A 22,818-nucleotide genomic window follows, 5' to 3' on the forward strand; every position below is an offset into this window, starting at 1 on the left:
CCGGAGGTTTCGCCCGCAAGGCCGCTGGCTGATCGGCGGTCGTTGTTTTTTGCGGGTTCGGCGCAGGGATGGTATGCGTCGGGAGGCAAAACCCGAGGCCCAGGCCTGCGCCACGGGTCGTTTCGAGCTCGACCCGGGTTTACGCAACCTTTACCGATCCTAGACGTGGGTTTACACGGATCCGGTGTTTCATACGTCCATGGCGAACCCACTCTTTCGCCAAAGGAGACACCATGATGTCCAAGATGACCCAAGCCCTGATCCTGTCCGGTCTGCTCGCCAGCGCCGGTGCGGCGTCCGCCAGCGAACGCAACGTGATTGTGCCCGTCATCGCCGGAGCCGCCGTGGGTGCCGTACTGGCCGCGGTGATCAGTCAGTCCAGCCACGACCGCCACGATCGCTATCAGGATTACCGCCCGCAACCGCGCTACGCGCCGCGTTATCAGCCGCAGTACCAGCAGGTTGTCTATGTGCCAGTGCGTGAGCGAGTCGAATATCGTCGCTTCGCGCCACCGCCGCCCCGTGGCTACTACGACGGCGGTTACCGCAGAGGTTTTGACCACGGTCCGGGCAATGACCGCTGGTAAGCGCTTGAGCGGCCGTTAATGTGGAACCGGCATTAGCCGGCAAGGCCTCGGATGTCACACTGCAAATCTCACGGTGTTTATGCAGGCCTCTTCCCGGCTGAAGCCGGTCCCACCAAGGGAATTGCGTGCAGTCAATGGGACTGGCTGCGAACCTGAATGTGGGACCGGCTTTAGCCGGGAAGGCGGCCGCTGTCACACCGCAAACCCAGCCGTGTTCATGCGGGCCTCTTCCCGGTTGAAGCCGGTCCCACCAAGGCGTCGCGTTCAGTCAACCGGCGCGCTTTCTCTGACAAAACTGCTAACGTGTCCGCCCATCACTCGCCCATCGACGCAGGGACGGACATGTTCGAATTCATTTACCTGGCAATTCTCATCGGCATGGGCGGCACCGCGCTGCTGGATCTCTGGGCGTTGTTGCTGAAAGCGGTGCTGGGTTTGCCGACCCCGCCCTGGCACCTCGTCGGGCGCTGGTTTGCCGGGATGCCCAAGGGACAGTTCGTGCACCGCGGTGGCATCGGTACTTCCCCTCCCGTCCCCAATGAACTGGCAATTGGCTGGTTCATGCATTACACCGTCGGCGTGCTGTTCGCCGCCGCGCTGTTATTCATCTGGGGCGTGCAATGGGCGCATGGGCCGACCTTCCTGCCGGCCCTGATCGTCGGGCTGGTCACCGTCGGCGCCGGCTGGTTCATCCTGCAGCCCGGCATGGGTGTCGGGGTCGCCTGCAACAAGGCACCGCAGCCGACCGTGGCGCGGCTGCAAAACGTGGTCGGGCACATAATCTTTGCCATCGGCATGTATGGCGCGGCGCGACTGGTCGGGTGATCAAGCGCGGTTTGAGGTCGCACCCGGCCAATCGCGGTGAACCTATCGACGCCGCTGCCGTTCTGAAACCTGAGGGCTGCATGATTATGAAGCCCGTTCCACTCGATCAATCAGGAGACCCCCATGACTCAAACGGCCTTGGTCGTCGGCGCCAGCGGCATCGTCGGCAGCGCAACCACTCAACTGTTGCTCGATAACGGTTGGCAGGTGGCCGCCCTTTCCCGCCGTCCCTCCCAAACGCCGGGCGTGATCCCCGTCGCAGCGGATCTGCAAGACCCGGCATCGGTCAAGCAGGCCCTCGCGGACCTCAAACCGAGCCACGTCTTCCTCACCACCTGGTCGCGTCAGGCGACCGAAGCCGAAAACATTCGCGTCAACGCGGCCATGGTGCGCAACGTGCTGGACGCCCTGAGCCCGGCGAAGAGCGTCAAACATGTCGCGCTGGTCACCGGACTGAAGCATTACCTTGGCCCGTTCGAAGCCTACGGCAAAGGCACCCTGCCGCAGACCCCGTTCCGCGAGTCCCAGGGTCGGCTGGACATCGAAAACTTTTACTACGCTCAGGAAGATGAAGTCTTTGCCGCCGCCAAACGCGATGGCTTTACCTGGAGCGTGCACCGTCCGCACACCGTCACCGGCGTCGCGGTGGGCAATGCGATGAACATGGCGACCACCCTCGCCGTGTATGCGTCGATCTGCAAAGCGACCGGCCGCCCGTTCGTGTTCCCCGGCTCCCGCATGCAGTGGGACAGCCTCACCGACATGACCGACGCCCGGCAACTGGCCAAACAGCAACTGTGGGCGGCGACCACGCCCGCTGCGGCGGACCAGGCGTTTAACATCACCAACGGCGACGTGTTTCGCTGGAAGTGGATGTGGGGCCAGATCGCCGAGTACTTCGGTGTGCACCCTGCCGAATTCCCGGAGAAGGTTTCCCCACTGGAAGAGCAGATGGCAAACGATCAGGCCGCATGGGACGAACTGGTCCGCACTCACGGTCTGAAAGAAGCCGACATCACGCGCCTCATTTCGCCATGGCACACCGATGCCGACCTCGGCCGCCCGATCGAAGTGGTGACCGACATGTCGAAAAGCCGAGCCCTGGGCTTTAACGCGTTTCAAGCCAGCGACCAGGCGTTCTTTGACGTGTTCGATACGTTGCGGGCACAGCGCCTGATTCCGTAACGGCACCGATCACCGCCACAAAAAAACGCAGCGATGATGACCATCATCGCTGCGTTTTCGTATCCGGATCCCCTCGACAGCGAAGAAGCGAAGCTCACGCCTTTTCCAGCGCGTCCTCCTTGTGCATCGCCAGGTGGCCGGTCTTGTCACTCCTGACCTCGTACTGCGGCGCATCGGGTGAGGCATGGCGATGACGGCCCATGAACTCCACCTCCTTGGTGTGCACCTTGGTCACTTTGCCGACGACGTGCCCGGCTTCGGAATTCCAGCGCACGTGGTCACCGACCTTGAATGCATGAGCCATCGATTTTCTCCTTTAATCCCGGAAGTCAGGGCTGCCAGAGGGTCTGGCTGCCTTCGAGTTTGCGGTCCAGAAAACTCGCCGCACTGATCAGCGCGAGGTGGCTGAGGGCTTGCGGCGTGTTGCCCAGATGGTGGCCGTGGGCGTCGAACTCCTCGGCATACAGACCCAGCGGGTTGGCGTAGCGCAGCAGTTGTTCAAACTCAAGATGCGCCTGCTCCACCCGCCCGGCGCGGGCCAGGCACTCGACGTACCAGAACGAACAGGCCACGAACGCGCCTTCCTCACCCTCAAGGCCGTCCTGATGGTCATCGTCATTGCGATAACGGAACACCATGCCGTCGCGCACCAGCGTCCGCTCGATAGCCTCCAGGGTCTTCAGCCACTTGGGATCGCTGGCACCGACGAAGCGCACCAGCGGCATCAGCAGCATCGACGCGTCGAGGTTTTTGCTGCCCTTGTGCTGGACGAAATGGCCCAGGTCGGCGTCCCAGAAGTTGTCCCAGATGTCGTCATGGATGGCCTGGCGCGCCTTGTCCCAGCGATCGAAGGGTGCCGGCAGGGAACGTTTCAGCGACAGGCGAAGCGCGCGGTCCAGAGCGACCCAGCACATCAGCCGCGAATGCAGGAAATGCTGGTCGTCGCCACGCATCTCCCAGATCCCGACGTCCTTGCTGTTCCAGGTTTCGCACAACTCGTTCACCAGCCGGGTAACGTGCTTCCAGCCCTCGTGGGAAATGGCCTCACCGTATTTGTTGGCCAGGTACACCGCGTCAAGCAGCTCGCCATAGATGTCCAGTTGCGTCTGCTTGTAGGCCTCGTTGCCGATGCGCACCGGCGACGCACCGCCGTAGCCGCTGAGGTGATCCAGCTCTTCTTCGGGCAATTCTTCGCGGCCGTCCAGGGCGTAGAGAATGCCGAGCTTGTTGGCGTCCTCGCAGCAATCGCCCATGCGGTCGCGGACCCAGTGCATGAAAGCGTTGGCCTCCTCGGTATACCCCAGGCGCATGAAGGCGTAGACGGTGAACGACGCGTCGCGGATCCAGGTGTAGCGGTAATCCCAGTTGCGCTCGCCGCCCTCTTCTTCCGGCAGGCCGAAGGTCGCCGCAGCGACGATACCGCCATGCTTGCGCGAGGTCAGCAGCTTGAGCGCCAGGGCCGAGCGGTTGACCATTTCACGCCAGCGACCGCGGTAGTTGGAATGCCGGCTCCAGTGCTGCCAGTAGTTGACGGTGTTTTTGAGATCGCAATCGCAATTGGTCGCTTTGACCAGCGGATCGTCGGCACCGCCGAGCATGAACTCGACCACATCGCCCTGCTTCATCTCGAACTCTGCCACTGCGGCCTGGCCTTCGAGCATCAATCCGGTGGTCGCCGCCAGACGCATGGCAGGCTGGCCTTCGGCCTCAAAACGAATGTCCTCACCGTCCATCTGCGCGGTGGTGTCAGCCCGGCTGTAGTCATGGCGCACCCGGCAGAGCATGCGCACCGCGGCCTGGCCATGACGAACATGAATGCGGCGGATCAGGCGCGGCAGGCTGTCGACTTCGGACGCAATGGGCATCAGGTCAGTGACCTCGACGACCGCGTCCTTAGCGATCCAGCGTGTCATCAGCACGTTGGTTTGCGGCAGATACAGCTGCTGGCGACGGGCATCCGGCAAGATCGGCGCCAGCTGGAAAATCCCTGCGTCAGGGGTGTCCAGCAGCGCGGTGAAAATACTCGGGCTGTCGAAATCGGGCCAGCAGCAGAAGTCGATGCTGCCGGTGTCGGCCACCAGCGCGGCGCTGCGCATGTCGCCGATGATGCCGTGGTCTTCGATGGCGTTCTGGGGCTCTTGTTCATCGGGGATCGGAGAGTGTTCAGCCATTGTTGCGGAACTCCGGGTAGAGGCTCATGCCACCGTCGATGAACAGCGTCGTGCCATGCACATAGTCGGACGCATCCGACGCCAGCCAGACAACGGCATTGGCGACATCATCGGCCTCGCCCACGCGACCGTAGGGGATCAGCTCCAGCAGTTTCTTCTCGGCGTCGCCGCTGGTGGCCTTGGTGTTGATGGCCGTGCGAATCGCCCCGGGCGCAACGCTGTTGACGCGGATGCGCTGCTCGCCGACCTCTTGCGCAATGCTGCGCATCAACAGATCGACGCCGCCCTTAGATGCGGCGTAGTTGACGTGGCCGGCCCAGGGGATGACCTGATGCACCGAACTCATGTGGATGATCTTGCCCCGGGCGCGGGACACCTCGGGGCGGATGTCCTGTTTGGCGAACTGGCGCACCGCAGCGCGGGCGCAGAGGAACTGGCCGGTGAGGTTAACGTTGATGACGGTGTTCCAGTCTTCGAGGGTCAGGTCGGCGAAGGCGGCATCCTTCTGCAGCCCGGAATTGGCGACGAGGATGTCCAGGCGGCCGAACGCCTTGAGAGTCTCGGCGAACAGCTTCTCCACGTCCTGCTCGTTGGACACGTCGGCGCCTATGGCGATGGCCTGGCCGCCGGCGTCGATGATTTCTTGCGCAAGCTTCTGCGCGGGTTCGGGCTGCGAGTGGTAGTTGACGACCACTGCCGCGCCTGACGCTGCGAGCCCTCTGGCCGCGCCAGCACCCAGTCCGGAACTGGCGCCAGTGACAAGGGCGACCTGGCCTTTCAAGGAAATCTGCATGGAATGTGGAGCCTCATGGTGAGCGTTTTAATGCTGACTCATGGGGTTCTGCTGAAGTTCATCGGGATGAGTACGCCCGTGGCGAAAACCCAGGAGCGGCCGGTATTGGCAGACAGGGCCTCGACGGTCACGCCGCAAAATCGAGGATGCGCACGCTGGCCTCTTCCCGGCTGAAGCCGGTCCTACTGAAAGCACACATACACCTGTAGGACTGGCTTTAGCCGGGAAGGCGTCGGTGATCACGCCGCACAATCGAGGGGGCCCGGACTGGCCTGTTCCCGGCTGAAGCCGGTCCTACAATTCGCGGTCCAGCCGGGCCCACTGAACGTACGCATCCACCGGTAGGACTGGCTTCAGCCAAGAAGGCTGGACGCCGAACGACCGCGCTCCATAAACTGCGTCCATCTGTCGCAGACCTCTACAGCAGGGTGACGAATGTCGGGTAACGGGGACGATGTATGAATCGCAATGAGCTGCGCAAGGCCGACATCAACCTGATGGTGGTGTTCGAGACCTTGATGCAAGAGCGTAACGTGACCCGCGCCGCCGAGAAGCTGTTCCTCGGCCAACCCACCATCAGCGCTGCCCTCAACCGCCTGCGTGCGCTGTTCAACGATCCCTTGTTCATTCGCGTCGGGCACCGCATGGAACCCACGGCGCGGGCCAACGAGATCATCAGTCACCTGTCGCCGGCGCTGGACGCGATGTCCGTGGCCCTGAGCCTCACGCGGGAATTCGATCCGGCCAGCAGCGACATGACCTTCCGCATCGGGCTGTCCGATGACGTCGAATACAGCCTGCTGCCGCCGATGCTGCGAGCAATCCGTGAAGAAGCGCCGGGCATCGTGCTGGTGATCAAGCAGGTCAATTTCTGGAATGTTTCGGAGCTGCTCATGTCCGGCGACATCACCGTCGGCGTCTGCCTGACCCGTGAGCTGCCGGCCAATGCCAAGCGAAAAATGCTGCGCATCATGCGGCCGATGGTGGTGCGGGCCGATTCTTCGCCCGAGCCAATCACCCTGGATGAATACTGCACCCGGCCACACGTCGTGGTTTCACACGTGGCGAACATTTCAAGCTTTGCGGATGAGTGGCTGGCGGCGATCGGGCGCAAGCGCACCGCCGTGTTGTCGGTGCCGCAATACAGCACGTTGCCGGCGTTGATGGAGGGGACGGATCTGCTGTGCAACTTGCCGGATCACCTGACCCGTGCCATGGCCCGGACCGGTCTGCGCGGTGAGCCGCTGCCGTTCGTGACGCCGAATCTAGAGCTGTCGATGGTCTGGCTCAGCGTCATGGACACCGACCCCGCCGAACGATGGCTGCGCAAGCGGCTGGAGGCGTTCATGGGGGATTCAAGCGCTACCAGCTCTGCGCGGTAGCCCCTGACCCCTTCCCGGCTAAAGCCGGTCCCACAAAACACCCCGCGATCAACTGTAGGACCGGCTTCAGCCGGGAAGACGCCGGTTAATACACCACCAAATTTCCGGTGTAGCGGCCGACGCCTTCCCGGCTAAAGCCAGTCCTACGATGCGCGCGTGACTTAGTGGGACCGGCTTCAGCCGGGAAAGCGTCAGCGGTGACAGCACAAAATGATGGCGTTCACACCATTCTCTTCCCGGCTAAAGCCGGTCCCACTAAAACCTTTTACAGCGCCAGCAATACCCTCAATCAGCCAAAACGACCGGTGATGTAATCCTCGGTCTGGGTCTTGGATGGCTTGGTGAAAATGGTGTCGGTGTCGCCGTGTTCGATCAGTTCGCCCATGAACATGAACGCGGTGTAGTCCGAGCAGCGCGCGGCCTGTTGCATGTTGTGGGTGACGATGATCACGGTGAACTGCTCTTTGAGCTCGGTGATCAGCTGTTCGATGCGACCGGTGGAGATCGGGTCGAGGGCTGAAGTCGGTTCGTCCAGCAGCAGCACTTGCGGGCGCAGCGCGATAGTGCGGGCGATGCACAGGCGCTGTTGCTGACCACCGGACAGGCTCTGGGCGCTCTGCTTGAGCTTGTCTTTCACTTCATCCCACAACGCCGCGCCGCGCAGGGCCTGCTCGACGCGCTCTTCCATCTCGCGACGAGACAGTTTCTCGTGGTGACGCACCGCGTAGGCGATGTTGTCGTAGATCGACATCGGGAACGGCACCGGCTTCTGGAACACCATCCCGACATTGCTGCGCAGGCGGTTCATCGAGTAGCCCGGGGCGAGAATATTCTCACCGTTGAGCATCACTTCGCCTTTGGCTTCCTGCTTCGGGTACATCGAGTAAATGCGGTTGAACACGCGCAGCAGCGTGGACTTGCCGCAGCCGGACGGGCCGATGATCGCGGTGATGCGCTTCTCGGGGATGATCATGTCGACCGACTTCAGCGAACGCTGAGTGCCGTAGTAGAAATCGAGACCGCGTACCTGGATTTTGGTTTTTTCGTCGGCGAGGGAAAGGTTGTTCATCAGGACGCCCTATTGCGCAAAAGGAGAAGACGGGAACTGAGGCTCAGTACCAGCACAAACATGGTCATAATCAAGGCGCCGGCCCAGGCCAGGGAGTGCCAGTCATCGAACGGACTCATCGCGTACTGGAAGATCACCACAGGCACGCTTGCGATCGGTTTGAGCAGGTCACTGCTCCAGAACTGGTTGCCGAAGGCGGTGAACAGCAGCGGCGCGGTTTCGCCGGTGATGCGCGCCAGCGCCAGCAGAATGCCGGTCACCACGCCGGCCTTGGCGGCACGCAGGACGATCTGCAGCGTCAGCTTCCATTGCGGCACGCCGAGCGCCAATGCGGCTTCGCGCATGGTCGACGGTTGCAGCTGAAGCATTTCGTCGGTGGTGCGCACCACCACCGGGATCACCAGCAGAGCCAGGGCCAGAGCGCCGGCGATGGCGGAGAAACCCACCTGGTGGTTGGTCACGGCGCTGAGGGGCAGGATCACCGCGGTGTACACGAACAGACCGAGCACGATCGACGGCGCCGACAACAGAATGTCGTTGATGAAGCGCACCGCGTTGCCCAGCTTGGTGTTGCGGGCAAACTCTGCCAGCCAGATACCGGCCATCAAACCAATCGGCGTGCCGATCAGCAGGCCGATGCCGGACATCAGGATGCTGCCGTAGAAGGCGTTGGCCAGACCGCCGGACGAGCCCGGTGGCGGGGTCATTTCAGTGAACAGCCGCAGGTTCAGCGCTTCGAATCCGTTGACGATCGTGGTCAGCAGAATCCACACCAGCCACAACAGGCCGAAGGCCGTCGCGGCGCAACTCAGGACCATCGCGATCCTGTTCTTGATGGCGCGTGAGCGGTACAGGTTTTCGTTATCGGCCTTACTCATAGACCCTCCTTGCGCGACAGACGAGAGAGCATCAGACGGGCGATCGCCAGCACGATGAAGGTAACCACGAACAGCAGGAAGCCCAGGGCGATCAGTGCAGAACGGTGCAGGTCGGTGTAGGCCTCGCTGAACTCGTTGGCAATCACCGAAGCAATCGAGCTGCTCGGCATCATCAGCGATGCGGAGAACTGGTGCGCGTTACCCAATACGAAGGTCACCGCCATGGTTTCACCGAGCGCACGGCCCAGACCCAGGAACACACCGCCGACCACCGCCGAGCGGGTGTAAGGCAGGACGATGTCCCAGACCACTTCCCACGTCGTGCCGCCCAGGGCGTAAGCCGACTCTTTAAGGGCGATGGGCACGCTGCGGAACACTTCGGTCATGACCGAGGTGATGAACGGGATAATCATGATCGCCAGCACGATGCCGGCGGTGAGCATGCCGATGCCCAGGGGCGGGCCTTGAAACACCGGGCCGATCAGCGGCAGCGCGCCAAGGTTGTCGTTGATCCAAGGGGCCATGTACTGGGCCATGAACGGGCCGAACACGAACAGGCCCCACATGCCGTAGATGATCGAAGGAATGCCCGCCAGCAGCTCCACCGCCGAAGCGATGGGCATGCGCAACCAGGGCGGTGCGACTTCAGTCAGAAAAACCGCGATGCCGAAGCTCACCGGAACGGCGATCAGCAGGGCGAGAAAGGAGGTGACCAGCGTGCCGTAGATCGGTACCAACGCGCCGAACTTGCCGTTGACCACGTCCCATTCGGTACTGGTAAGAAATTCGAAGCCAAACGTCTTGAATGCCAGGGCACCGCCCCAGAGTGTCGAGCCGGCGATACTCGCCAGCAACAGCAGCACCAACAGAGCCGCTCCCAGCATCGTGCGCCGAAACCAGGCGTCGTGTCGGTGATCGCGGGCCGCGCGTTTTTCGCTCTCGGATATTGCATCCGGAATCACAGCGGACATGTATTGGGTGTTATCAGTCATGGTAGGTCCACTCGCAAGGAAACCCTGCCATCGAGCGCTCGGTGGCAGGGGTAAGCCGGATTACGTCGAGTTACTTGGTGAACTCGGTTTTCCAGTAGTCTTCGATCTTGCTGACCAGCGATGCAGGCAGAGGTACGTATTCCAGTTTTTCAGCGGCGCTCTGACCTTTTTCCAGGGACCATTTGAAGAAGTCGAAAGCAGCCGCGCTTTTCTCGGCGTTCTTCGGTTGCTTGTACATGATGATCCAGGTGGTCGCGGTGATCGGCCATGCCGTCTTGCCCGGCGCGTTGGTCATGATCAGGTTGAAGTCTTTGGCGTTGGCCCAGTCGGCGGTGTCGGCCGCTGCGGCAAAGGCTTTGGCGTCAGGCTTGATGAACTCGCCAGCCGAGTTTTGCAGTTGGGTGAAAGCGATATCGCTCTTGGTGGCGTAGGAGTATTCAACGTAACCGATCGAGCCCTTGATCTGTTTTACGTAAGCCGCCACACCTTCGTTGCCCTTGCCGCCCACGCCCACTGGCCATTGAACGGCGGAACCGGTGCCTGGACCGGATTTCCATGCGTCGCTGACTTTGGTCAGGTAGCTGGTGAAGTTGAAGGAAGTGCCCGAGCCGTCCGAACGGTGAACCACGGTGATGTTGGTTTCAGGCAGTTTCACGCCTTCGTTCAGTTTGACGATCTCAGGGTCGTTCCACTTGGTGATTTTGCCCTGGAAGATGTCGGCGAGGACCTGCCCGCTCAATTTCACGTCGTTGGCTTTCACGCCTTCGAGGTTGACGACCGGAACGATACCGCCGATCACGCTTGGGAATTGACCCAGACCGCCGGCCTTGAGGTCCTCCGCGGACATCGGGGCGTCGGACGCGCCGAAGTCAACGGTGGCAGCCTTGATCTGGGCGATACCGCCACCCGAACCGATCGACTGGTAGTTGACGCGATTGTCAGCAGTTTTGCTGTAGTCCTGCGACCACTGGGAGATAACCGGGAATACGAAACTCGAACCAGCGCCAGTCACATCAACGGCGTGTGCCATACCCGACAGGCACATCGAAGCCATCAGAAGCGACAGGCGTTTTTTAGTCAGCAGAATCACGGCAATACCTCAACAAGAGAATTTTGTGTGTGTGGTCACAGTTGAAGACCCGAGGCAGATTTAAAACCGGAAACATTTCTGTTTGATGACAGTCTTGAGACCGCGCGCAAAAACGGAGGCGTCTGTCAGCCATTTCTTACAGCGCGTAAATCTGAAGTGCCCGGTTTTGCTGGCCGAGGCTGAAGTTGTCTAGCGGAGGGAATTTAATATCAATGCGCCATATATCGGCGTGAGAGAAAGGCGTTTTTCGGCCATTGAGCGCAACATCGGCCGCAGCAGGACCGGCCTAAGACCAGCCCAGCGCCGTCATCGGGCGTGGGCAGAGACGACCGGCAGGCTGCGCACGGCCGATTCATCGAAGCAATGTGTATCGAGATTTTTCGGCCTGTCCCAATCCCTTCGAAAGCCAGCCTTTACATCGCTGCGGCAAGTCGCCCGATGTCTGTCATCAGCGCGTTGATCTGATCACCGCTGGCCTTGGAACAGGTGTAATAGGCCGTGACCAGCATGGGACCCCGCTCGCCGGGCCAGATGACGGCGACGTCGTTGCTGGCATTGTTGGCCCCGGAGCCGGTTTTATCGCCCACACGCCAACTGACAGGGACCCCGGCGCGCAGCTTCTTGTCCCCGGTCTGGTTGTTCACCAGCCACGCCGTCAGCTGATCCCGCGAGGCCGGCGTCAGCTTTTCACCCAGCACCAGCGTGTTCAGTGTCTGCAACATGGCGACGGGGGTGGTGGTGTCGCGCAGGTCGTCCGGCCGGTTTTCATTCAGTTCGGGCTCACGGCGGTCGAGGCGGGTCTGCGTGTCCCCCATTGACCGCAACCAGGCGGTCAACCCTTCGGGACCGCCCACGCTGTCGAGCAGCAGGTTGGCCGCGGTGTTGTCGCTCAGCGTCATCGCCGCCTCGCACAGCGAACCCACGCTCAGCCCCTGCCCGCCCGCATGCAGCTCGGTGGTCGGCGAATACGCCACCAGTTGCTCGGCGGAATAGACGATGCGCCGCGACAGGTCTTCGTGCTTTTGGTCGACCCGCGCCAGCACGCAGGCGGCGGCCAGGCATTTGAAGGTGCTGCACAGGGGAAAGCGTTCATCGCCGCGATGGCTGATCAGGCGCTGGCTGGAGGTGTCCAGAATGGCGACACCCAGGCGGCCGCCGTGGCGACGTTCGAGTTCGGCAAGTTGCTGCGCAATGGCCAGGTCGGAAGACGGCCCGGCGCGACGCTCGGCAGCCAGTGAGGAAAGGCTCAACAACGTGGGCACGGCCAGCAACGACGCGCCGATGAGGGTTCTGCGGGTGATCAAGATGAACGTCCTTGTGAAGGGCAACGAGCGCCGCACGGCTCATGGCACTCACCCCGATGGGATGAGTCGCCGGTGAGCCGATGCGAACGGTGAGCAAACCGGCGCACATCATCCGACCAGACGCGGCTTCATTTCAACCGTTGGCAGCGCAAACGTCCTGTTTTCCCTACCGTTGCCATTATCGCGGCCGGTCGAGTCCCGACACCGACCGCACCCACATGAACAGCCGCAGGGTCGCCGGGTTGTCGATGGGCTCGTGGTTTTCTGCAAGCTCGCCGGCCAGGGACGCCAGCGACTGCGGCAACAACCAGGAAATCTCCTGCTCGGTGGCCTGATAGGGCATCGGGGTTTCATCGTTCTCGATCGCTGGCCATGGGTTCATCGCCTTCTCTCCCGCACACGCATGGGTGGTTACAGATCGAGCACCAACGGCCCTGAAGCCGGGACTGCGCAACAGATCAGCACGTGGTCCGCCGCCGGCCTTTCAGCGGGCGGGACCGGGTAATGCACCTGGCCACTGACGAGCCGGGTCTTGCAGGTGCCACAGGATCCAACGCGGCAGCTGAATTCCGGGTTCAGACCGCGGCTCTCGGCCAGTTCCAGCAAGCTGCCACCGCCGGGCCGCCAGCGTGCTTCCTTGGCAGAACGTTCGAACACCACCGGCACCGCTTCTGTCGCAGCGGGCGGTTGCTCAAAGGCGATCGCCTGGGAATCGCCGCTGCGCTTGAGGCTGGACGGGCCGAAGGTCTCGGCATGAATGCGCTCATCGCGAATGTGCATGCCGCGCAGGCCGTCGTAGATCTCTTGGGTAAATGCCGCCGGCCCGCACACATAGAAATCAAAATCGTCGAACGGCAGCAGTGCCTTGAGCAGACCGAGGTCGATGCGGCCGGTCAGGTGAAAATCTTCACCCACACGCGCCGACGTTTCCGGCTGGCTCAGCACGCGGATCACGGTCAACTGATCGCCGGCCTTCGCAATGAGTGTGTCCACTTCTTCGCGAAACGCCAGGTCGACCAGACGACGGGCACTCTGGATGAACCAGGTTGCCCGCCCTCCCCGCACCCGTTTGCCTTCGTAGATGACTTCTCGCAGCATCGACAGCATGGGCGTGACGCCAATGCCCGCACCCAGCAGCACCAACGGCCGGCGCTCTTGCGGGTCCACCACGAAACGGCCCTGGGGTGCCCGCGCCTCAAGCAGATCGCCGACCTTCACCTGATCATGCAGATACGCCGAGGCGAGCCCGTCGCGCTTGACGCTGATGCGGAAAAATCCGTCGGACGGCGCGCTGGACAGGCTGTAGGTGCGAATTACCGGCGGCGTATGGCCTTCAAGCGCCAGGCGCAGCGGCAGGTGCTGACCGGCCTTGAACGCGGGCAACCCTGCGCCGTCGGCTGGCTCGAAATAAAACGAACGGATGCCGTCGCTTTCGTCCTCGATCCGCGTCACCCGCAGGGGCCGCCATTGATCGCGCAGGGCATCGGCCTGCAAACGGGCGGCGGGTTGCTGCCAGTCGCCGGTCATCAGGCTGTTCGGCGACCACCCCTGAAAGGCCCAGCGTGAACGCAACGCCGCCGGCCGACGCAGCACCTGTTCCACACGCACCTGCCAGAGCCGTTCGGCGCCCTGGAACGCCGCGATTTCCGGCCCTTCGAGCACCAGCGTGACAGTGCCTGCCACTTGCAACAGCTCGCCGATCTGGAAATCAACGAACAGCAGACCGGCCTTGGGATTGAGCTGGAAGTTGCCCAGCGTGTTGAAAAACAGGTTGCCGGCGAAGTCCGGAATGGTCAGCACATCGCCGTCCACCCGCACGAACCCGGTCTGGCCGCCGCGGTGGGACACGTCCACCGATCGATGGGGCTGCGCGCCTTCAAGGTCGACATAGCTGGCGACGAAGAACGTGTCAGCACCACGAATGGTGGCGATGGCGGCGTCATCCAGCGCGGTCAATCGCTGCACAGGGGGACGCTCCGCCACAGCTTTGAGCGGCACCTGCTTCAATGCCCGCAGCTGAATGTACTGCGGACAATTGCCATACGAGTGCTCGACGCTCACGGAAAAACCGTTTTCCCACACCTTACTGATGTGCCCGTTGAGGCGATTGCGACGGCGGGTGTGCAGGTCGATACCGAGCATGCCCACCGCCGCCCCCGGCGCGAATCCGGCGCCGGCCGGGTCTTCGGCATCGAGGCGTCGGCTGATGTCCAGACGCCTGGCATCGGGGGATTGGATAAACCCTGACTGGGCGTCCAGCAGGGTTGCCCACGGCCAGCCTTCAGGGTCCACGGCGCCAATGATCAGGTACGGCAGGTGCTCGTAAAACTCACGGTGCTGATCGGGCATGTAGTCACGAATGACGCGCTTGCCCAAGGTTTCCATGCGCTCTGCAACGCCGACTTTGGCCTGCAGAGCGCGCTCGCCGGAATGCCATGGCGATGCCGTTTCAGTGCGAATCTCGTTCATGGCGCGAACTCCTTGGCATCACGGAGGGTTACTTGACCAGGCCTGCTGCCGTGCGCGGCATGGGCGTGAAGCCCGGCAGCTTCTCGATGCGCGCGAGCCATGCCTGCACGTTGCCGTAGTCGTCCAGCGAGACGTTGCCCTCCGGCGCGTGGGCGATGTAGCTGTAGGCGGCGACATCGGCGATGGTGGCGTGATCGGTGGCGAGAAAATCGCGGCCGGTCAGGTGCTGATCGATGACCAAGAGCGTCTCGTGGGCCCGCTGGATCGTGTCCTGGGGATCGAAACCGGCACCGAACACGGTGATCAGACGCGCCCGCGCCGGGCCCAGATAAATCGCGCCGGAGGCGGCAGACAACCAGCGCTGCACCTGCGCCGCGCCCTCGGGATCATTCGGCAGCCAGCGGCCCGAGGGGTCGTACTTCTTCGCCAGGTACACCAGGATCGCCGTGGAATCGGCGACGATGCCCCCGTTGTCGTCAATCACCGGCACTTGGCCGAAAGCGTTGATAGCGAGGAATTCCGGCTTCCGCTGCTCGCCCTTGGCCAGGTCGACGAACTGAATGTTCGGTGCAAGACCCAGCAGCGACAACATCAACTCGGCGCGATGGGAGTGGCCGGACAGCGGAAAGTGATAGAGGGTAATGGCGGTCATGGGTGGGCTCCTGAGCAAGGTTCGACTCAGCGCGGGGCGGCGGTACTGCCGTGGTTGTGCCGCGCTGGTGAAACCGATAGTGGGCCCGACCACTGGATTGGGGAATCACCAGAAACGGCAATCCACTGTTTCACTGGGTGAAATGCTGAGGACGGCATCATGTTGCTTTGCCGGCGCGCGGGGCTGACCACCCTCTATAGGCGCCATTCAGAAATATCCCCGGCCTGCTGAGCGCGATGGCCCCATTGATCGCGCACAGCCGGCCGGGGGAAACGGCCGAGGCTACTTCTACCTCACAAAGGGCTCACAGCCACTGCCGTGCCGTCAGCCACATCCCATAACCCACGGCCATCAGCGCCCAGGCCAGCAGCGGGTGAAACATCACCCGCCAGGCCAACGCCCGCGGCTCGAAACCGACGCCGTGGACGAACCCTCCGGCCACGCCCCACATGATCAGCATCAGCAGGCCGTGGGAATAACGGCCGTTGGCGTCAAGCATCGACGCGGGGTGAATCAGCAGCACCAGGCTCAGGGGCACGGCCATCAACACGGACAATGTCCGGCCGACGGCGTGCCTGAAGGGTGCGTTCAGCGCTTCAGCGGTCACGGCCGCTCTCCAGCGCGGCGGCGTCGGATGACTCCAGCCACAGCGCGTTGATGATGCCGAAGCTGCAGGCCAGCAACACGCCGAGAATCCAGGCGAAATACCACATGATTGTCTCTCCTCTTAAACGCGGGTCAGTACAGGCCGTGGGGGTTGCGATCGATGTGCGCGGTGGTGACCTTGCCCCACATTTTGGCGTAGCACCACAGCGTGTAGCAGAGGATCAACGGCACGAAGATGGACGCCGCGATCAGCATGATCATCAGGGTTTTATGGCTGGACACGGCGTCCCACACGGTCAGGCTCGACGCCGGGTCCAGGCTCGACGGCATGACGAACGGGAACAGCGCAAAGCCTGCCGTGCACAGCGCGCCGACGATCGCCAGGCTGCTGCCGAGGAACGCCGTTCTGCCCTGCCCCGCACTGGCGCCGAGCAAGGCCAGCAAGCCACCAAAGATCCCCAGCAGCGGCGCGATCACCGTCAGCGGGTGCTGCTGATAATTCGCCAGCCAGCCGTGGTTGCTGGCCGTCACGGTTTTCGCCAGCGGGTTGAGCGCAGCGCCCGCATCGAACGCCGAGGTGATCGCCAGGCCTTGAATGCCGCCCAGCAACAGCCACGCGCCGGCGCCGATGAACGACAGCAAAAACAACAGCGACAGCCACTGGGCCGCACGGCGGGAGCGTCGGGCAATGGCGCCTTCGGTGCGCATCATCAGCCAGCTGCCGCCGTGCAGGCCGAGCATGCTCAGGCTGACCACCCCGGCCAGCAAACCGAACGGGCTCAGCAGCTGCCAGAAGTTGCCGTGATAACTGGAGCGCAAGGTCTCGTCGAACTGGAACGGCACGCCCAGCAACAGGTTGCCGAACGCCACGCCGAAGACCAGCGACGGCACCACGCCACCGACGAACAGGCCCCAGTCCCAGCTCTGCCGCCAGCGGGTGTTTTCCAGTTTGCTGCGGTAGTCGAAACCCACCGGGCGCACGAACAGCGCAAACAGCACCAGCAGCAGCGCCCAGTACAAGCCGGAGAACGCAGCCGCGTACACCAGTGGCCAGGCCGCGAACAGCGCGCCGCCGGCGGTGATCAGCCAGACCTGATTGCCATCCCAGTGCGGGGCGATGGTGTTGATGACCACGCGCCGCTCGGTGTCGCTGCGCCCGACGTAGGGCATCAGCATCGCTGCGCCCAAGTCGAAGCCATCGGTGAGGGCGAAGCCGATCAGCAGCACGCCGACCAGCACCCACCAGATCATTTTCAGTGTCTCGTAATCGAACATCGGGAATTCCTCAGGCCAGGGCCGGTTGTCTGGCGTCAGCAGCGTTGCCCTGCGCGCCTTGCTCGAAGTGGTAGCGACCGGTGTGCAGGCTGCTCGGGCCGAGTCGGGCGAACTTGATCATCAGGTACATCTCGATGATCAGCAGGACGGTGTAGAAGCCGACCAGCGCCACAATCGAACCGATCACATCCGCCGCCGACAGGGTCGAGGCCGAGAGGTGCACGGGCAGCACTTCACCGATGGACCAGGGCTGACGACCGTGCTCGGCGACCCACCAGCCGGTCTGGGTGGCAATCCACGGCAGCGGCAGGCTGAACACCGCCCACTTGAGCAGCCAGCGCTTGCGGGTTTCGTTCTTGCGCGCCGAGGCCCAGAAGGCACAGGCGAACAACAGCAGCATGAGCATCCCGCTGAGCACCATCACGCGGAAGGTCCAGAAGATCGACGCCACCTGCGGGATCGAATCCAGCGCGGCCTGTTTGATCTGCTGCTCGTTGGCGTCGACCACCTTGTCGGTGTATTTCTTCAGCAACAGGCCGTAGCCGAGGTCTTTCTTCACCCCATTGAAGGCGTCGAGGGTCTGCTCACTCTTGTCGCCGCCGCGCAGCTGGCCGAGCAAGTCGTAGGCAGTCATGCCGTTACGGATGCGGCCTTCGTGTTCGCGGACCAGGTCCTTGATGCCGGTGACCTGTTTATCCACCGAGCGGGTGGCGATGATGCCCATCACGTAGGGAATCTTGACGGCGTAATCAGTGCGCTGCTCGGCCTGGTTGGGCAGGCCGAACAAGGTGAACGCCGCCGGAGCCGGTTCGGTGTCCCATTCAGCTTCGATGGCGGCCAGCTTGGTCTTCTGTACGTCGCCGATTTCGTAGCCGGATTCGTCACCCAGCACGATCACCGACAGGATCGAAGCCAGGCCGAATGCCGAGGCGATGGCGAACGAACGCCGGGCGAAGGCGATGTCGCGGCCCTTGAGCAAATACCAGCTGGAAATCGCCAGGACGAAGATCGCGCCGGTGACGTAGCCGGAGGCCACGGTGTGGACGAATTTGACCTGGGCGACGGGGTTGAACAGCAGGTCGCTGAAGCTGGTGAGTTCCATGCGCATGGTGGTGAAGTTGAACTCGGCGCCGACCGGGTTCTGCATCCAGCCGTTGGCGATGAGGATCCACAGCGCCGACAGGTTGGAGCCGATCGCCACCAGCCAGGTGACGCTCAGGTGCTGGACGCGGGTCAGGCGGTCCCAGCCGAAGAAGAACAGGCCGATGAAGGTCGATTCGAGGAAGAACGCCATCATGCCTTCGATGGCCAGTGGCGCGCCGAAGATGTCGCCGACGTAGTGGCTGTAGTAGGCCCAGTTGGTGCCGAACTGGAATTCCATGGTCAGGCCGGTGGTGACGCCGAGGGCGAAGTTGATGCCGAAAAGTTTGCCCCAGAACTGGGTCATGTCTTTGTAGATCGGCTTGCCGGTCATGACGTAGACCGATTCCATGATGGCGAGCAGGAAGGTCATGCCGAGGGTCAGCGGGACGAACAGGAAGTGGTACAGCGCGGTCATCGCGAACTGCAGCCGGGAGAGGTCGACGACTGATTCCGATATCATTTTGGGTTTTTCTCAGAGGGTGCGGGTGGGGTGCTCAGCAGGTGCAGGCCGGCTTGCACGCCGTCGTCCTTGACTTCGACCGGGGCGTCGAACCAGACGCTGCGGATGCCCATGAGCAGGACGAGTTTGATCAGGAGGATCAGACTGATGTCTTTGGCCAGGGGGTGTTTGAGGAAGTCGAAGGGGCCGGGCATGTTGAGGACTCGTCGGGGTGCGGGGTATTTTTCCTACAGGGCCTTGGTGCACCTTTGATCCAGGTCAAGGAAGCGCATTTACTCCGGTGTGGCAGAACGCCACAGTTATTTAAAAGCATCTGCCTGGGGGCAGATTGTTTCGCCTTCGGCGAGTTACTTGGAAAAGCACCCCAAGTAACCAAGGGTGCTTGCTCTCGGTTGGGCCCTTCCTTCGTCAGGGTTCCCTCACTCCGGTCTCGCTCCGTGGGCCCGCTGCCATCCGCCATCCATGGCGGGGGGCAGCTCTCGCCGCGTCCATGCGGCTCGGCCCACGGAGCGAGACCTGCGTTCAGCCTGCACCCAAGTCGCGTTTGGCGGTGACTGAGCTTTTTGTGTATGAAGATCAAGATCAACAGCGCGTTTAGAGCTGACTGATCGTGCCCCACGCTCTGCGTGGGCATGCATCCCGGGACGCTCCGCGTCCCTTCCCGGCTAAAGCCGGTCCCACTGACTGCACGCGCTGCTTTTTGTGGGACCGGCTTCAGCCGGGAAGAGGCCAGTCTGGGCACTGGAGATCGCAGAGGTTATTCACGGTAGCTGGCGAACCCGGACTCGTGCGCTCAAGCTGTTAGGATGAACGGCAGGATGCCGTCTCAAGTGGCGGATTATTCAGCCGATATTCCGGTGTGCAAGGCAGTCGGTGACGGTTGCGCCGGTGTGTTCACGGCCCGGAATCTGTCGCTTTTGCACCCCATGAGGTAGTTATCGATGACACTCCATTCGCTCATTCACACACTGGGCAGCGCACTCTGTGTGGCGCTGTTGCTGTGCGTGGGGTCTGGCGCGTCGGGGGCTGAATCGATTAACTCGAATGCGCCTAGGGTCGAGATCCATGTCGTGACCGAAGAGCTTGCGCCCTACAACATGACCCGCGACGGGGTGCTCACCGGTATGAGCACCGAGGTGGTTCAGGCGGTGCTGAAGGAGGTCAATGTGCAGGCCCCCATTCAGTCCATGCCCTGGGCGCGGGCTTACGATCTGGCGCTGCACAACCCCAATGTGCTGATCTACTCCATCACCCGCACCGCCGAGCGCGAGCGGCTGTTCAAGTGGGTCGGGACCATTGCCGCGTCGCGCTGGTTTCTGTATTCGTCCGCCCGCCATCCCGTCACGCTGCTGAGCCTGGACGACGCCCGGGGCTGGCAGACCGCAACCGTCAATGAAGACGTTGGCGAGCAGTACCTGATGGCGCGCAGATTCGAGATCGGTCATCAGCTGCAATCGAGCAACCGCTACGAATTCAATTACCAGAAACTGCAGACCGGCCACGTCGACCTGTGGATTTCCGACGAGCTCAACGCTTACTACCTGGCCCGGCAGGTCGGCGATGACCCCGCGCGGACCCTGGTGCAATCCCTGCGCATTAAAGAGCTGGAGGAAGCCGGCGGGTTCAACATGGCGTTCAGCACCGGAACGCCCGACGCCACGGTGCAGCTGTTTCAGAAAGGCCTCGACACCCTTCGCGCCAATGGCACCTACGACGCCATCGCGCGCAGGTGGCAGTGAGCATGCAGAGCGAAACGCCTTCCGATCCACCCGGCGCACCACACCCGCCCCCGCGCAGCGCACAGCGCACCGGTTCGCTGGCGCGGCGTCTGGTGCTGGCGACGCTGGCGTTTTGCGTGCTGTTCACGGCGGCGACGGTGCTGGTGCGCACCTGGTTCGCCTGGAACACCAACCTGGCGAACATGAACGCCGAGCTGACCCTGATCGATCAGGTGTTCCAGGGCACGCTGTCCAAGGCCGTATGGGAGATGGATGATCAGGCGCTGCAGACCCAGATCGACAGCGTGGCCACGGCGGCGCCGGTGGGCCGGGTCCAGCTGAAAATCCTGCGGCCCGGCCGCGCCCCGGAAATTCTGGAGCGCCAGCACCCCGGCCACACCGGCTCGATCCGCGCCCCGACGCTGCATCGGCAGTTGACCATCGCCCCCTACCCCGGCGCCCGCGAAGTGGTCGGCGAGCTGACCATCGAAGGCGACGAAAGCCTGCTGTGGAAACGCCTGTGGAAAGAAGTCGCGGTCATCATGGTCACCCAGATCATCCAGTCCCTGGCGCTCGCCGGGCTGATCATGGGCATGTTCAACCGCTCGGTGACCCTGCACGTGCGGCGCATTGCCCGGCACCTCGAACACCTGACGCCGCTCAACCTGAAGACGCATCTGACCCTGGACCGTCGCGGCAAGGGGGGTGACGAACTCGACCTCCTCGAAGCGGGCGTCAATGACCTGCAAGACAAACTGGCCGCGCACCTGGAGCGTCAGGCCCATGACGAAATCGCCCTGGCCGCCAGCCGCGACCAACTCGCCGAACTGGTCGAGCAGCGCACCGCACAGCTCAAGGCCGCGAACACGCGACTGGAAGCCCTGACCCGCTTCGACCCGCTCACGGGCCTTGCCAACCGCCGCCATTTCGACGAGCTCAAGGAGCTGGAATTCAATCGCGCCTTGCGTCATCGCCACCCGCTGTCGGTGCTGATGTGCGACATCGATTTCTTCAAGCGTTACAACGACACCTACGGCCATGCCAGGGGCGATCAATGCCTGCGCGATGTGGCGCTGGCCATGAGCGCGCTGTTCTCGCGTTCCGGCGAACTGGTGGCGCGGCTCGGCGGTGAAGAATTCGCCGTGCTGCTGCCGGGCCAGGATGATCAACAGGCGCTGGCGTCGGCCGATCGCCTGCGCGCCCTGCTGCACCGGCAACAACTGGTGCACAGCGCTTCACCGGTCTCGCCTTTCGTGACCCTGAGCATCGGCGTGGCCGAGCTCGATCCGGCGAACATGGAGCACTTCGATCAACTGCTGCAGAGTGCCGACCGGGCGCTGTACCGGGCGAAAAGCCAGGGCCGGGACCGCTGTGTGATCTGAACCGAGAGGGATGCCATGGGAAATAATCATTGTCAGCGCAGCGTTCTGGCCGCTTTCCTGATGCTGTTCGTGGGTCTGAACGCCAGCGCCACGACGCTGCAAGTGGTCACCGAAGACTCCTCGTACAGCGCACTTGAGGGCGACAAGGTGGTCGGGGTCGCCAGTGAAGTGGTCGAGATGACCCTCGCCAAAGCGGGCATCAGCGACTACCACATGGCGCTCTATCCCTGGGCGCGGGCCTATGACATCGCCCGGCTCGAAGCGAACGTGCTGATCTACCCGATGATTCGCAACAGCGCACGTGAGGCGCTGTTCAAGTGGGTCGGCGAGCTGGAACACGTCACACCGTCGTTTTACAAACTCCGCGAGCGCCGGGATGTGGTCGTCAACGCCCTGGAGGACGCCAGCCACTACACCGTCGGGGTCGTGCGTGACGATTCGCGGCAGCAGTACCTGGAGGGCAAGGGTTTCAACAGGATGGTGGTCTCGCCCAATAACCTGGACAACCTGCGCAAACTGATCAGCGGCCAGGTCGAGCTGATTCCCATGCCCGAGCGCGAAGCGCGGGAGCAGTGTGCCGATCTGCAGATCGCGTTCGAGGACCTTGAAAGCGTCTACACACTCGACGAACTGTCCAAAGGTCTGTACGTGGCCCTCAGCGCCAGCACGCCGGACGAAACGGTCCAGCGAATCGCCGCTGCATTTGCCCGGCTCAAGCAGGAAGGCACGGTCGACAAGGTGATCGCGGGACAGTAGTTGCAGTCCACCGCAAGCGCATTACCGCTTGGGCAACCGGTATTCAGGCCCCGAAAGCCGCTGCCTCGGACATTTCACAAA

General features: G+C 62.6%; 23 protein-coding genes. 7 read left to right on the forward strand and 16 right to left on the reverse strand.

Annotated elements, in window-relative coordinates; translation table 11 throughout:
• Positions 1-233: 233 nt before the first annotated feature.
• The 3 genes from BBI10_RS10985 (at position 234) to BBI10_RS10995 (ending at position 2,597) form a co-directional block, all read left to right on the forward strand.
• Positions 234-587, forward strand: coding sequence for a hypothetical protein (locus BBI10_RS10985; RefSeq protein ID WP_065988531.1), 354 nt, complete (start codon positions 234-236; stop codon positions 585-587).
• 342 nt (positions 588-929) lie between these two features.
• Positions 930-1,412: a DUF2938 family protein gene (locus BBI10_RS10990; RefSeq protein WP_065988532.1), complete on the forward strand. Its 483-nt coding sequence runs from the start codon at positions 930-932 to the stop codon at positions 1,410-1,412.
• Positions 1,413-1,535: 123 nt separating this feature from the next.
• Positions 1,536-2,597 carry an SDR family oxidoreductase gene (locus BBI10_RS10995; protein ID WP_065988533.1) on the forward strand — a complete coding sequence of 354 codons (1,062 nt, stop codon included), beginning with the start codon at positions 1,536-1,538 and terminating at the stop codon, positions 2,595-2,597.
• Between the two features lie 94 nt (positions 2,598-2,691).
• Here BBI10_RS10995 and BBI10_RS11000 read toward each other — a convergent pair whose 3' ends face one another.
• The 3 genes from BBI10_RS11000 to BBI10_RS11010 are packed head-to-tail and all read right to left on the reverse strand — an operon-like array spanning position 2,692 to position 5,561.
• Entirely contained in the window at positions 2,692-2,901 is a 210-nt protein-coding gene (locus BBI10_RS11000; protein WP_065988534.1) for a DUF2945 domain-containing protein, read from the reverse strand.
• A gap of 25 nt (positions 2,902-2,926) precedes the next feature.
• Entirely contained in the window at positions 2,927-4,768 is a 1,842-nt protein-coding gene (locus BBI10_RS11005) for a glycoside hydrolase family 15 protein (RefSeq protein WP_141695158.1), read from the reverse strand.
• Positions 4,761-5,561: a glucose 1-dehydrogenase gene (locus BBI10_RS11010; RefSeq protein WP_065988535.1), complete on the reverse strand. Its 801-nt coding sequence runs from the start codon at positions 5,559-5,561 to the stop codon at positions 4,761-4,763. Before BBI10_RS11010 ends, BBI10_RS11005 begins: the two co-directional genes overlap by 8 nt.
• A 458-nt stretch (positions 5,562-6,019) precedes the next feature.
• Here BBI10_RS11010 and BBI10_RS11015 point away from each other — a divergent pair, with 458 nt between their 5' ends.
• Positions 6,020-6,943 (forward strand): LysR family transcriptional regulator, encoded by a 924-nt coding sequence (locus BBI10_RS11015; RefSeq protein ID WP_065988536.1) that lies wholly within the window; start codon positions 6,020-6,022, stop codon positions 6,941-6,943.
• A gap of 289 nt (positions 6,944-7,232) precedes the next feature.
• Here BBI10_RS11015 and pstB read toward each other — a convergent pair whose 3' ends face one another.
• The 13 genes from pstB to cydP all read right to left on the reverse strand — a co-directional run bounded on the left by pstB (position 7,233) and on the right by cydP (position 19,075).
• Positions 7,233-8,012, reverse strand: coding sequence for a phosphate ABC transporter ATP-binding protein PstB (gene pstB / locus BBI10_RS11020; protein WP_065988537.1), 780 nt, complete (start codon positions 8,010-8,012; stop codon positions 7,233-7,235).
• The gene (gene pstA, locus BBI10_RS11025; RefSeq protein ID WP_065988538.1) at positions 8,012-8,890 is read right to left on the reverse strand and encodes a phosphate ABC transporter permease PstA; all 879 of its coding nucleotides are present in this window, start codon (positions 8,888-8,890) and stop codon (positions 8,012-8,014) included. Before pstA ends, pstB begins: the two co-directional genes overlap by 1 nt.
• Complete coding sequence (pstC, locus tag BBI10_RS11030; protein WP_065988539.1) at positions 8,887-9,882, reverse strand: phosphate ABC transporter permease subunit PstC; 996 nt, start codon at positions 9,880-9,882, stop codon at positions 8,887-8,889. Before pstC ends, pstA begins: the two co-directional genes overlap by 4 nt.
• Positions 9,883-9,952: 70 nt before the next feature.
• Entirely contained in the window at positions 9,953-10,972 is a 1,020-nt protein-coding gene (gene pstS, locus BBI10_RS11035; RefSeq protein WP_065988540.1) for a phosphate ABC transporter substrate-binding protein PstS, read from the reverse strand.
• A 413-nt stretch (positions 10,973-11,385) separates the two neighbouring features.
• Positions 11,386-12,276: a class A beta-lactamase gene (bla, locus tag BBI10_RS11040; protein WP_065988541.1), complete on the reverse strand. Its 891-nt coding sequence runs from the start codon at positions 12,274-12,276 to the stop codon at positions 11,386-11,388.
• 178 nt (positions 12,277-12,454) lie between these two features.
• On the reverse strand, positions 12,455-12,658 hold the full coding sequence (locus tag BBI10_RS11045) for a hypothetical protein (protein WP_065988542.1): 204 nt from the start codon (positions 12,656-12,658) through the stop codon (positions 12,455-12,457).
• Positions 12,659-12,687: 29 nt separating this feature from the next.
• A complete protein-coding gene (locus BBI10_RS11050; protein ID WP_065988543.1) occupies positions 12,688-14,745 on the reverse strand; it encodes a pyridoxamine 5'-phosphate oxidase family protein in 2,058 nt (685 codons plus the stop codon).
• A 28-nt stretch (positions 14,746-14,773) separates the two neighbouring features.
• Positions 14,774-15,397 carry a glutathione S-transferase family protein gene (locus tag BBI10_RS11055; RefSeq protein WP_065988544.1) on the reverse strand — a complete coding sequence of 208 codons (624 nt, stop codon included), beginning with the start codon at positions 15,395-15,397 and terminating at the stop codon, positions 14,774-14,776.
• 304 nt (positions 15,398-15,701) lie between these two features.
• Positions 15,702-16,004 (reverse strand): cyd operon YbgE family protein, encoded by a 303-nt coding sequence (locus tag BBI10_RS11060; RefSeq protein WP_065988545.1) that lies wholly within the window; start codon positions 16,002-16,004, stop codon positions 15,702-15,704.
• Positions 15,994-16,110, reverse strand: coding sequence for a cytochrome bd-I oxidase subunit CydX (cydX, locus tag BBI10_RS11065; protein WP_065988546.1), 117 nt, complete (start codon positions 16,108-16,110; stop codon positions 15,994-15,996). The genes BBI10_RS11060 and cydX overlap by 11 nt, the downstream gene beginning before the upstream one ends.
• Before the next feature lie 25 nt (positions 16,111-16,135).
• Positions 16,136-17,278: a cytochrome d ubiquinol oxidase subunit II gene (cydB, locus tag BBI10_RS11070; protein WP_065988547.1), complete on the reverse strand. Its 1,143-nt coding sequence runs from the start codon at positions 17,276-17,278 to the stop codon at positions 16,136-16,138.
• Positions 17,279-17,288: 10 nt separating this feature from the next.
• On the reverse strand, positions 17,289-18,881 hold the full coding sequence (locus BBI10_RS11075) for a cytochrome ubiquinol oxidase subunit I (protein WP_065988548.1): 1,593 nt from the start codon (positions 18,879-18,881) through the stop codon (positions 17,289-17,291).
• Positions 18,878-19,075, reverse strand: a complete 198-nt coding sequence (gene cydP, locus BBI10_RS11080) for a cytochrome oxidase putative small subunit CydP (RefSeq protein WP_065988549.1) — start codon at positions 19,073-19,075, stop codon at positions 18,878-18,880. Before cydP ends, BBI10_RS11075 begins: the two co-directional genes overlap by 4 nt.
• 747 nt (positions 19,076-19,822) lie before the next feature.
• Here cydP and BBI10_RS11085 point away from each other — a divergent pair.
• The 3 genes from BBI10_RS11085 to BBI10_RS11095 are packed head-to-tail and all read left to right on the forward strand — an operon-like array spanning position 19,823 to position 22,737.
• A complete protein-coding gene (locus BBI10_RS11085) occupies positions 19,823-20,620 on the forward strand; it encodes a substrate-binding periplasmic protein (RefSeq protein WP_065988550.1) in 798 nt (265 codons plus the stop codon).
• A gap of 2 nt (positions 20,621-20,622) precedes the next feature.
• A complete protein-coding gene (locus BBI10_RS11090) occupies positions 20,623-21,981 on the forward strand; it encodes a GGDEF domain-containing protein (protein WP_083233084.1) in 1,359 nt (452 codons plus the stop codon).
• Between the two features lie 15 nt (positions 21,982-21,996).
• A complete protein-coding gene (locus BBI10_RS11095; RefSeq protein WP_065988551.1) occupies positions 21,997-22,737 on the forward strand; it encodes a substrate-binding periplasmic protein in 741 nt (246 codons plus the stop codon).
• Positions 22,738-22,818: the final 81 nt, after the last annotated feature.

Origin of the sequence: Pseudomonas graminis (assembly GCF_001705435.1) — a bacterium.
Taxonomy (GTDB): Bacteria; Pseudomonadota; Gammaproteobacteria; order Pseudomonadales; family Pseudomonadaceae; genus Aquipseudomonas; species Aquipseudomonas graminis_B.

Coding starts and splice junctions, on each gene's coding strand:
- BBI10_RS11075 (WP_065988548.1), bottom strand. CDS start 18,881: ATGATATCGGAATCAGTCGTCGACCTCTCCCGGCTGCAGTTCGCGATG.
- BBI10_RS11045 (WP_065988542.1), bottom strand. CDS start 12,658: ATGAACCCATGGCCAGCGATCGAGAACGATGAAACCCCGATGCCCTAT.
- BBI10_RS10990 (WP_065988532.1), top strand. CDS start 930: ATGTTCGAATTCATTTACCTGGCAATTCTCATCGGCATGGGCGGCACC.
- cydB (WP_065988547.1), bottom strand. CDS start 17,278: ATGTTCGATTACGAGACACTGAAAATGATCTGGTGGGTGCTGGTCGGC.
- pstB (WP_065988537.1), bottom strand. CDS start 8,012: ATGAACAACCTTTCCCTCGCCGACGAAAAAACCAAAATCCAGGTACGC.
- cydX (WP_065988546.1), bottom strand. CDS start 16,110: ATGTGGTATTTCGCCTGGATTCTCGGCGTGTTGCTGGCCTGCAGCTTC.
- BBI10_RS11095 (WP_065988551.1), top strand. CDS start 21,997: ATGGGAAATAATCATTGTCAGCGCAGCGTTCTGGCCGCTTTCCTGATG.
- pstA (WP_065988538.1), bottom strand. CDS start 8,890: ATGAGTAAGGCCGATAACGAAAACCTGTACCGCTCACGCGCCATCAAG.
- BBI10_RS11050 (WP_065988543.1), bottom strand. CDS start 14,745: ATGAACGAGATTCGCACTGAAACGGCATCGCCATGGCATTCCGGCGAG.
- BBI10_RS11085 (WP_065988550.1), top strand. CDS start 19,823: ATGACACTCCATTCGCTCATTCACACACTGGGCAGCGCACTCTGTGTG.
- BBI10_RS11055 (WP_065988544.1), bottom strand. CDS start 15,397: ATGACCGCCATTACCCTCTATCACTTTCCGCTGTCCGGCCACTCCCAT.
- BBI10_RS10995 (WP_065988533.1), top strand. CDS start 1,536: ATGACTCAAACGGCCTTGGTCGTCGGCGCCAGCGGCATCGTCGGCAGC.
- BBI10_RS11005 (WP_141695158.1), bottom strand. CDS start 4,768: ATGGCTGAACACTCTCCGATCCCCGATGAACAAGAGCCCCAGAACGCC.
- BBI10_RS11015 (WP_065988536.1), top strand. CDS start 6,020: ATGAATCGCAATGAGCTGCGCAAGGCCGACATCAACCTGATGGTGGTG.
- cydP (WP_065988549.1), bottom strand. CDS start 19,075: ATGCCCGGCCCCTTCGACTTCCTCAAACACCCCCTGGCCAAAGACATC.
- BBI10_RS10985 (WP_065988531.1), top strand. CDS start 234: ATGATGTCCAAGATGACCCAAGCCCTGATCCTGTCCGGTCTGCTCGCC.
- BBI10_RS11010 (WP_065988535.1), bottom strand. CDS start 5,561: ATGCAGATTTCCTTGAAAGGCCAGGTCGCCCTTGTCACTGGCGCCAGT.
- BBI10_RS11090 (WP_083233084.1), top strand. CDS start 20,623: ATGCAGAGCGAAACGCCTTCCGATCCACCCGGCGCACCACACCCGCCC.
- BBI10_RS11000 (WP_065988534.1), bottom strand. CDS start 2,901: ATGGCTCATGCATTCAAGGTCGGTGACCACGTGCGCTGGAATTCCGAA.
- pstC (WP_065988539.1), bottom strand. CDS start 9,882: ATGACTGATAACACCCAATACATGTCCGCTGTGATTCCGGATGCAATA.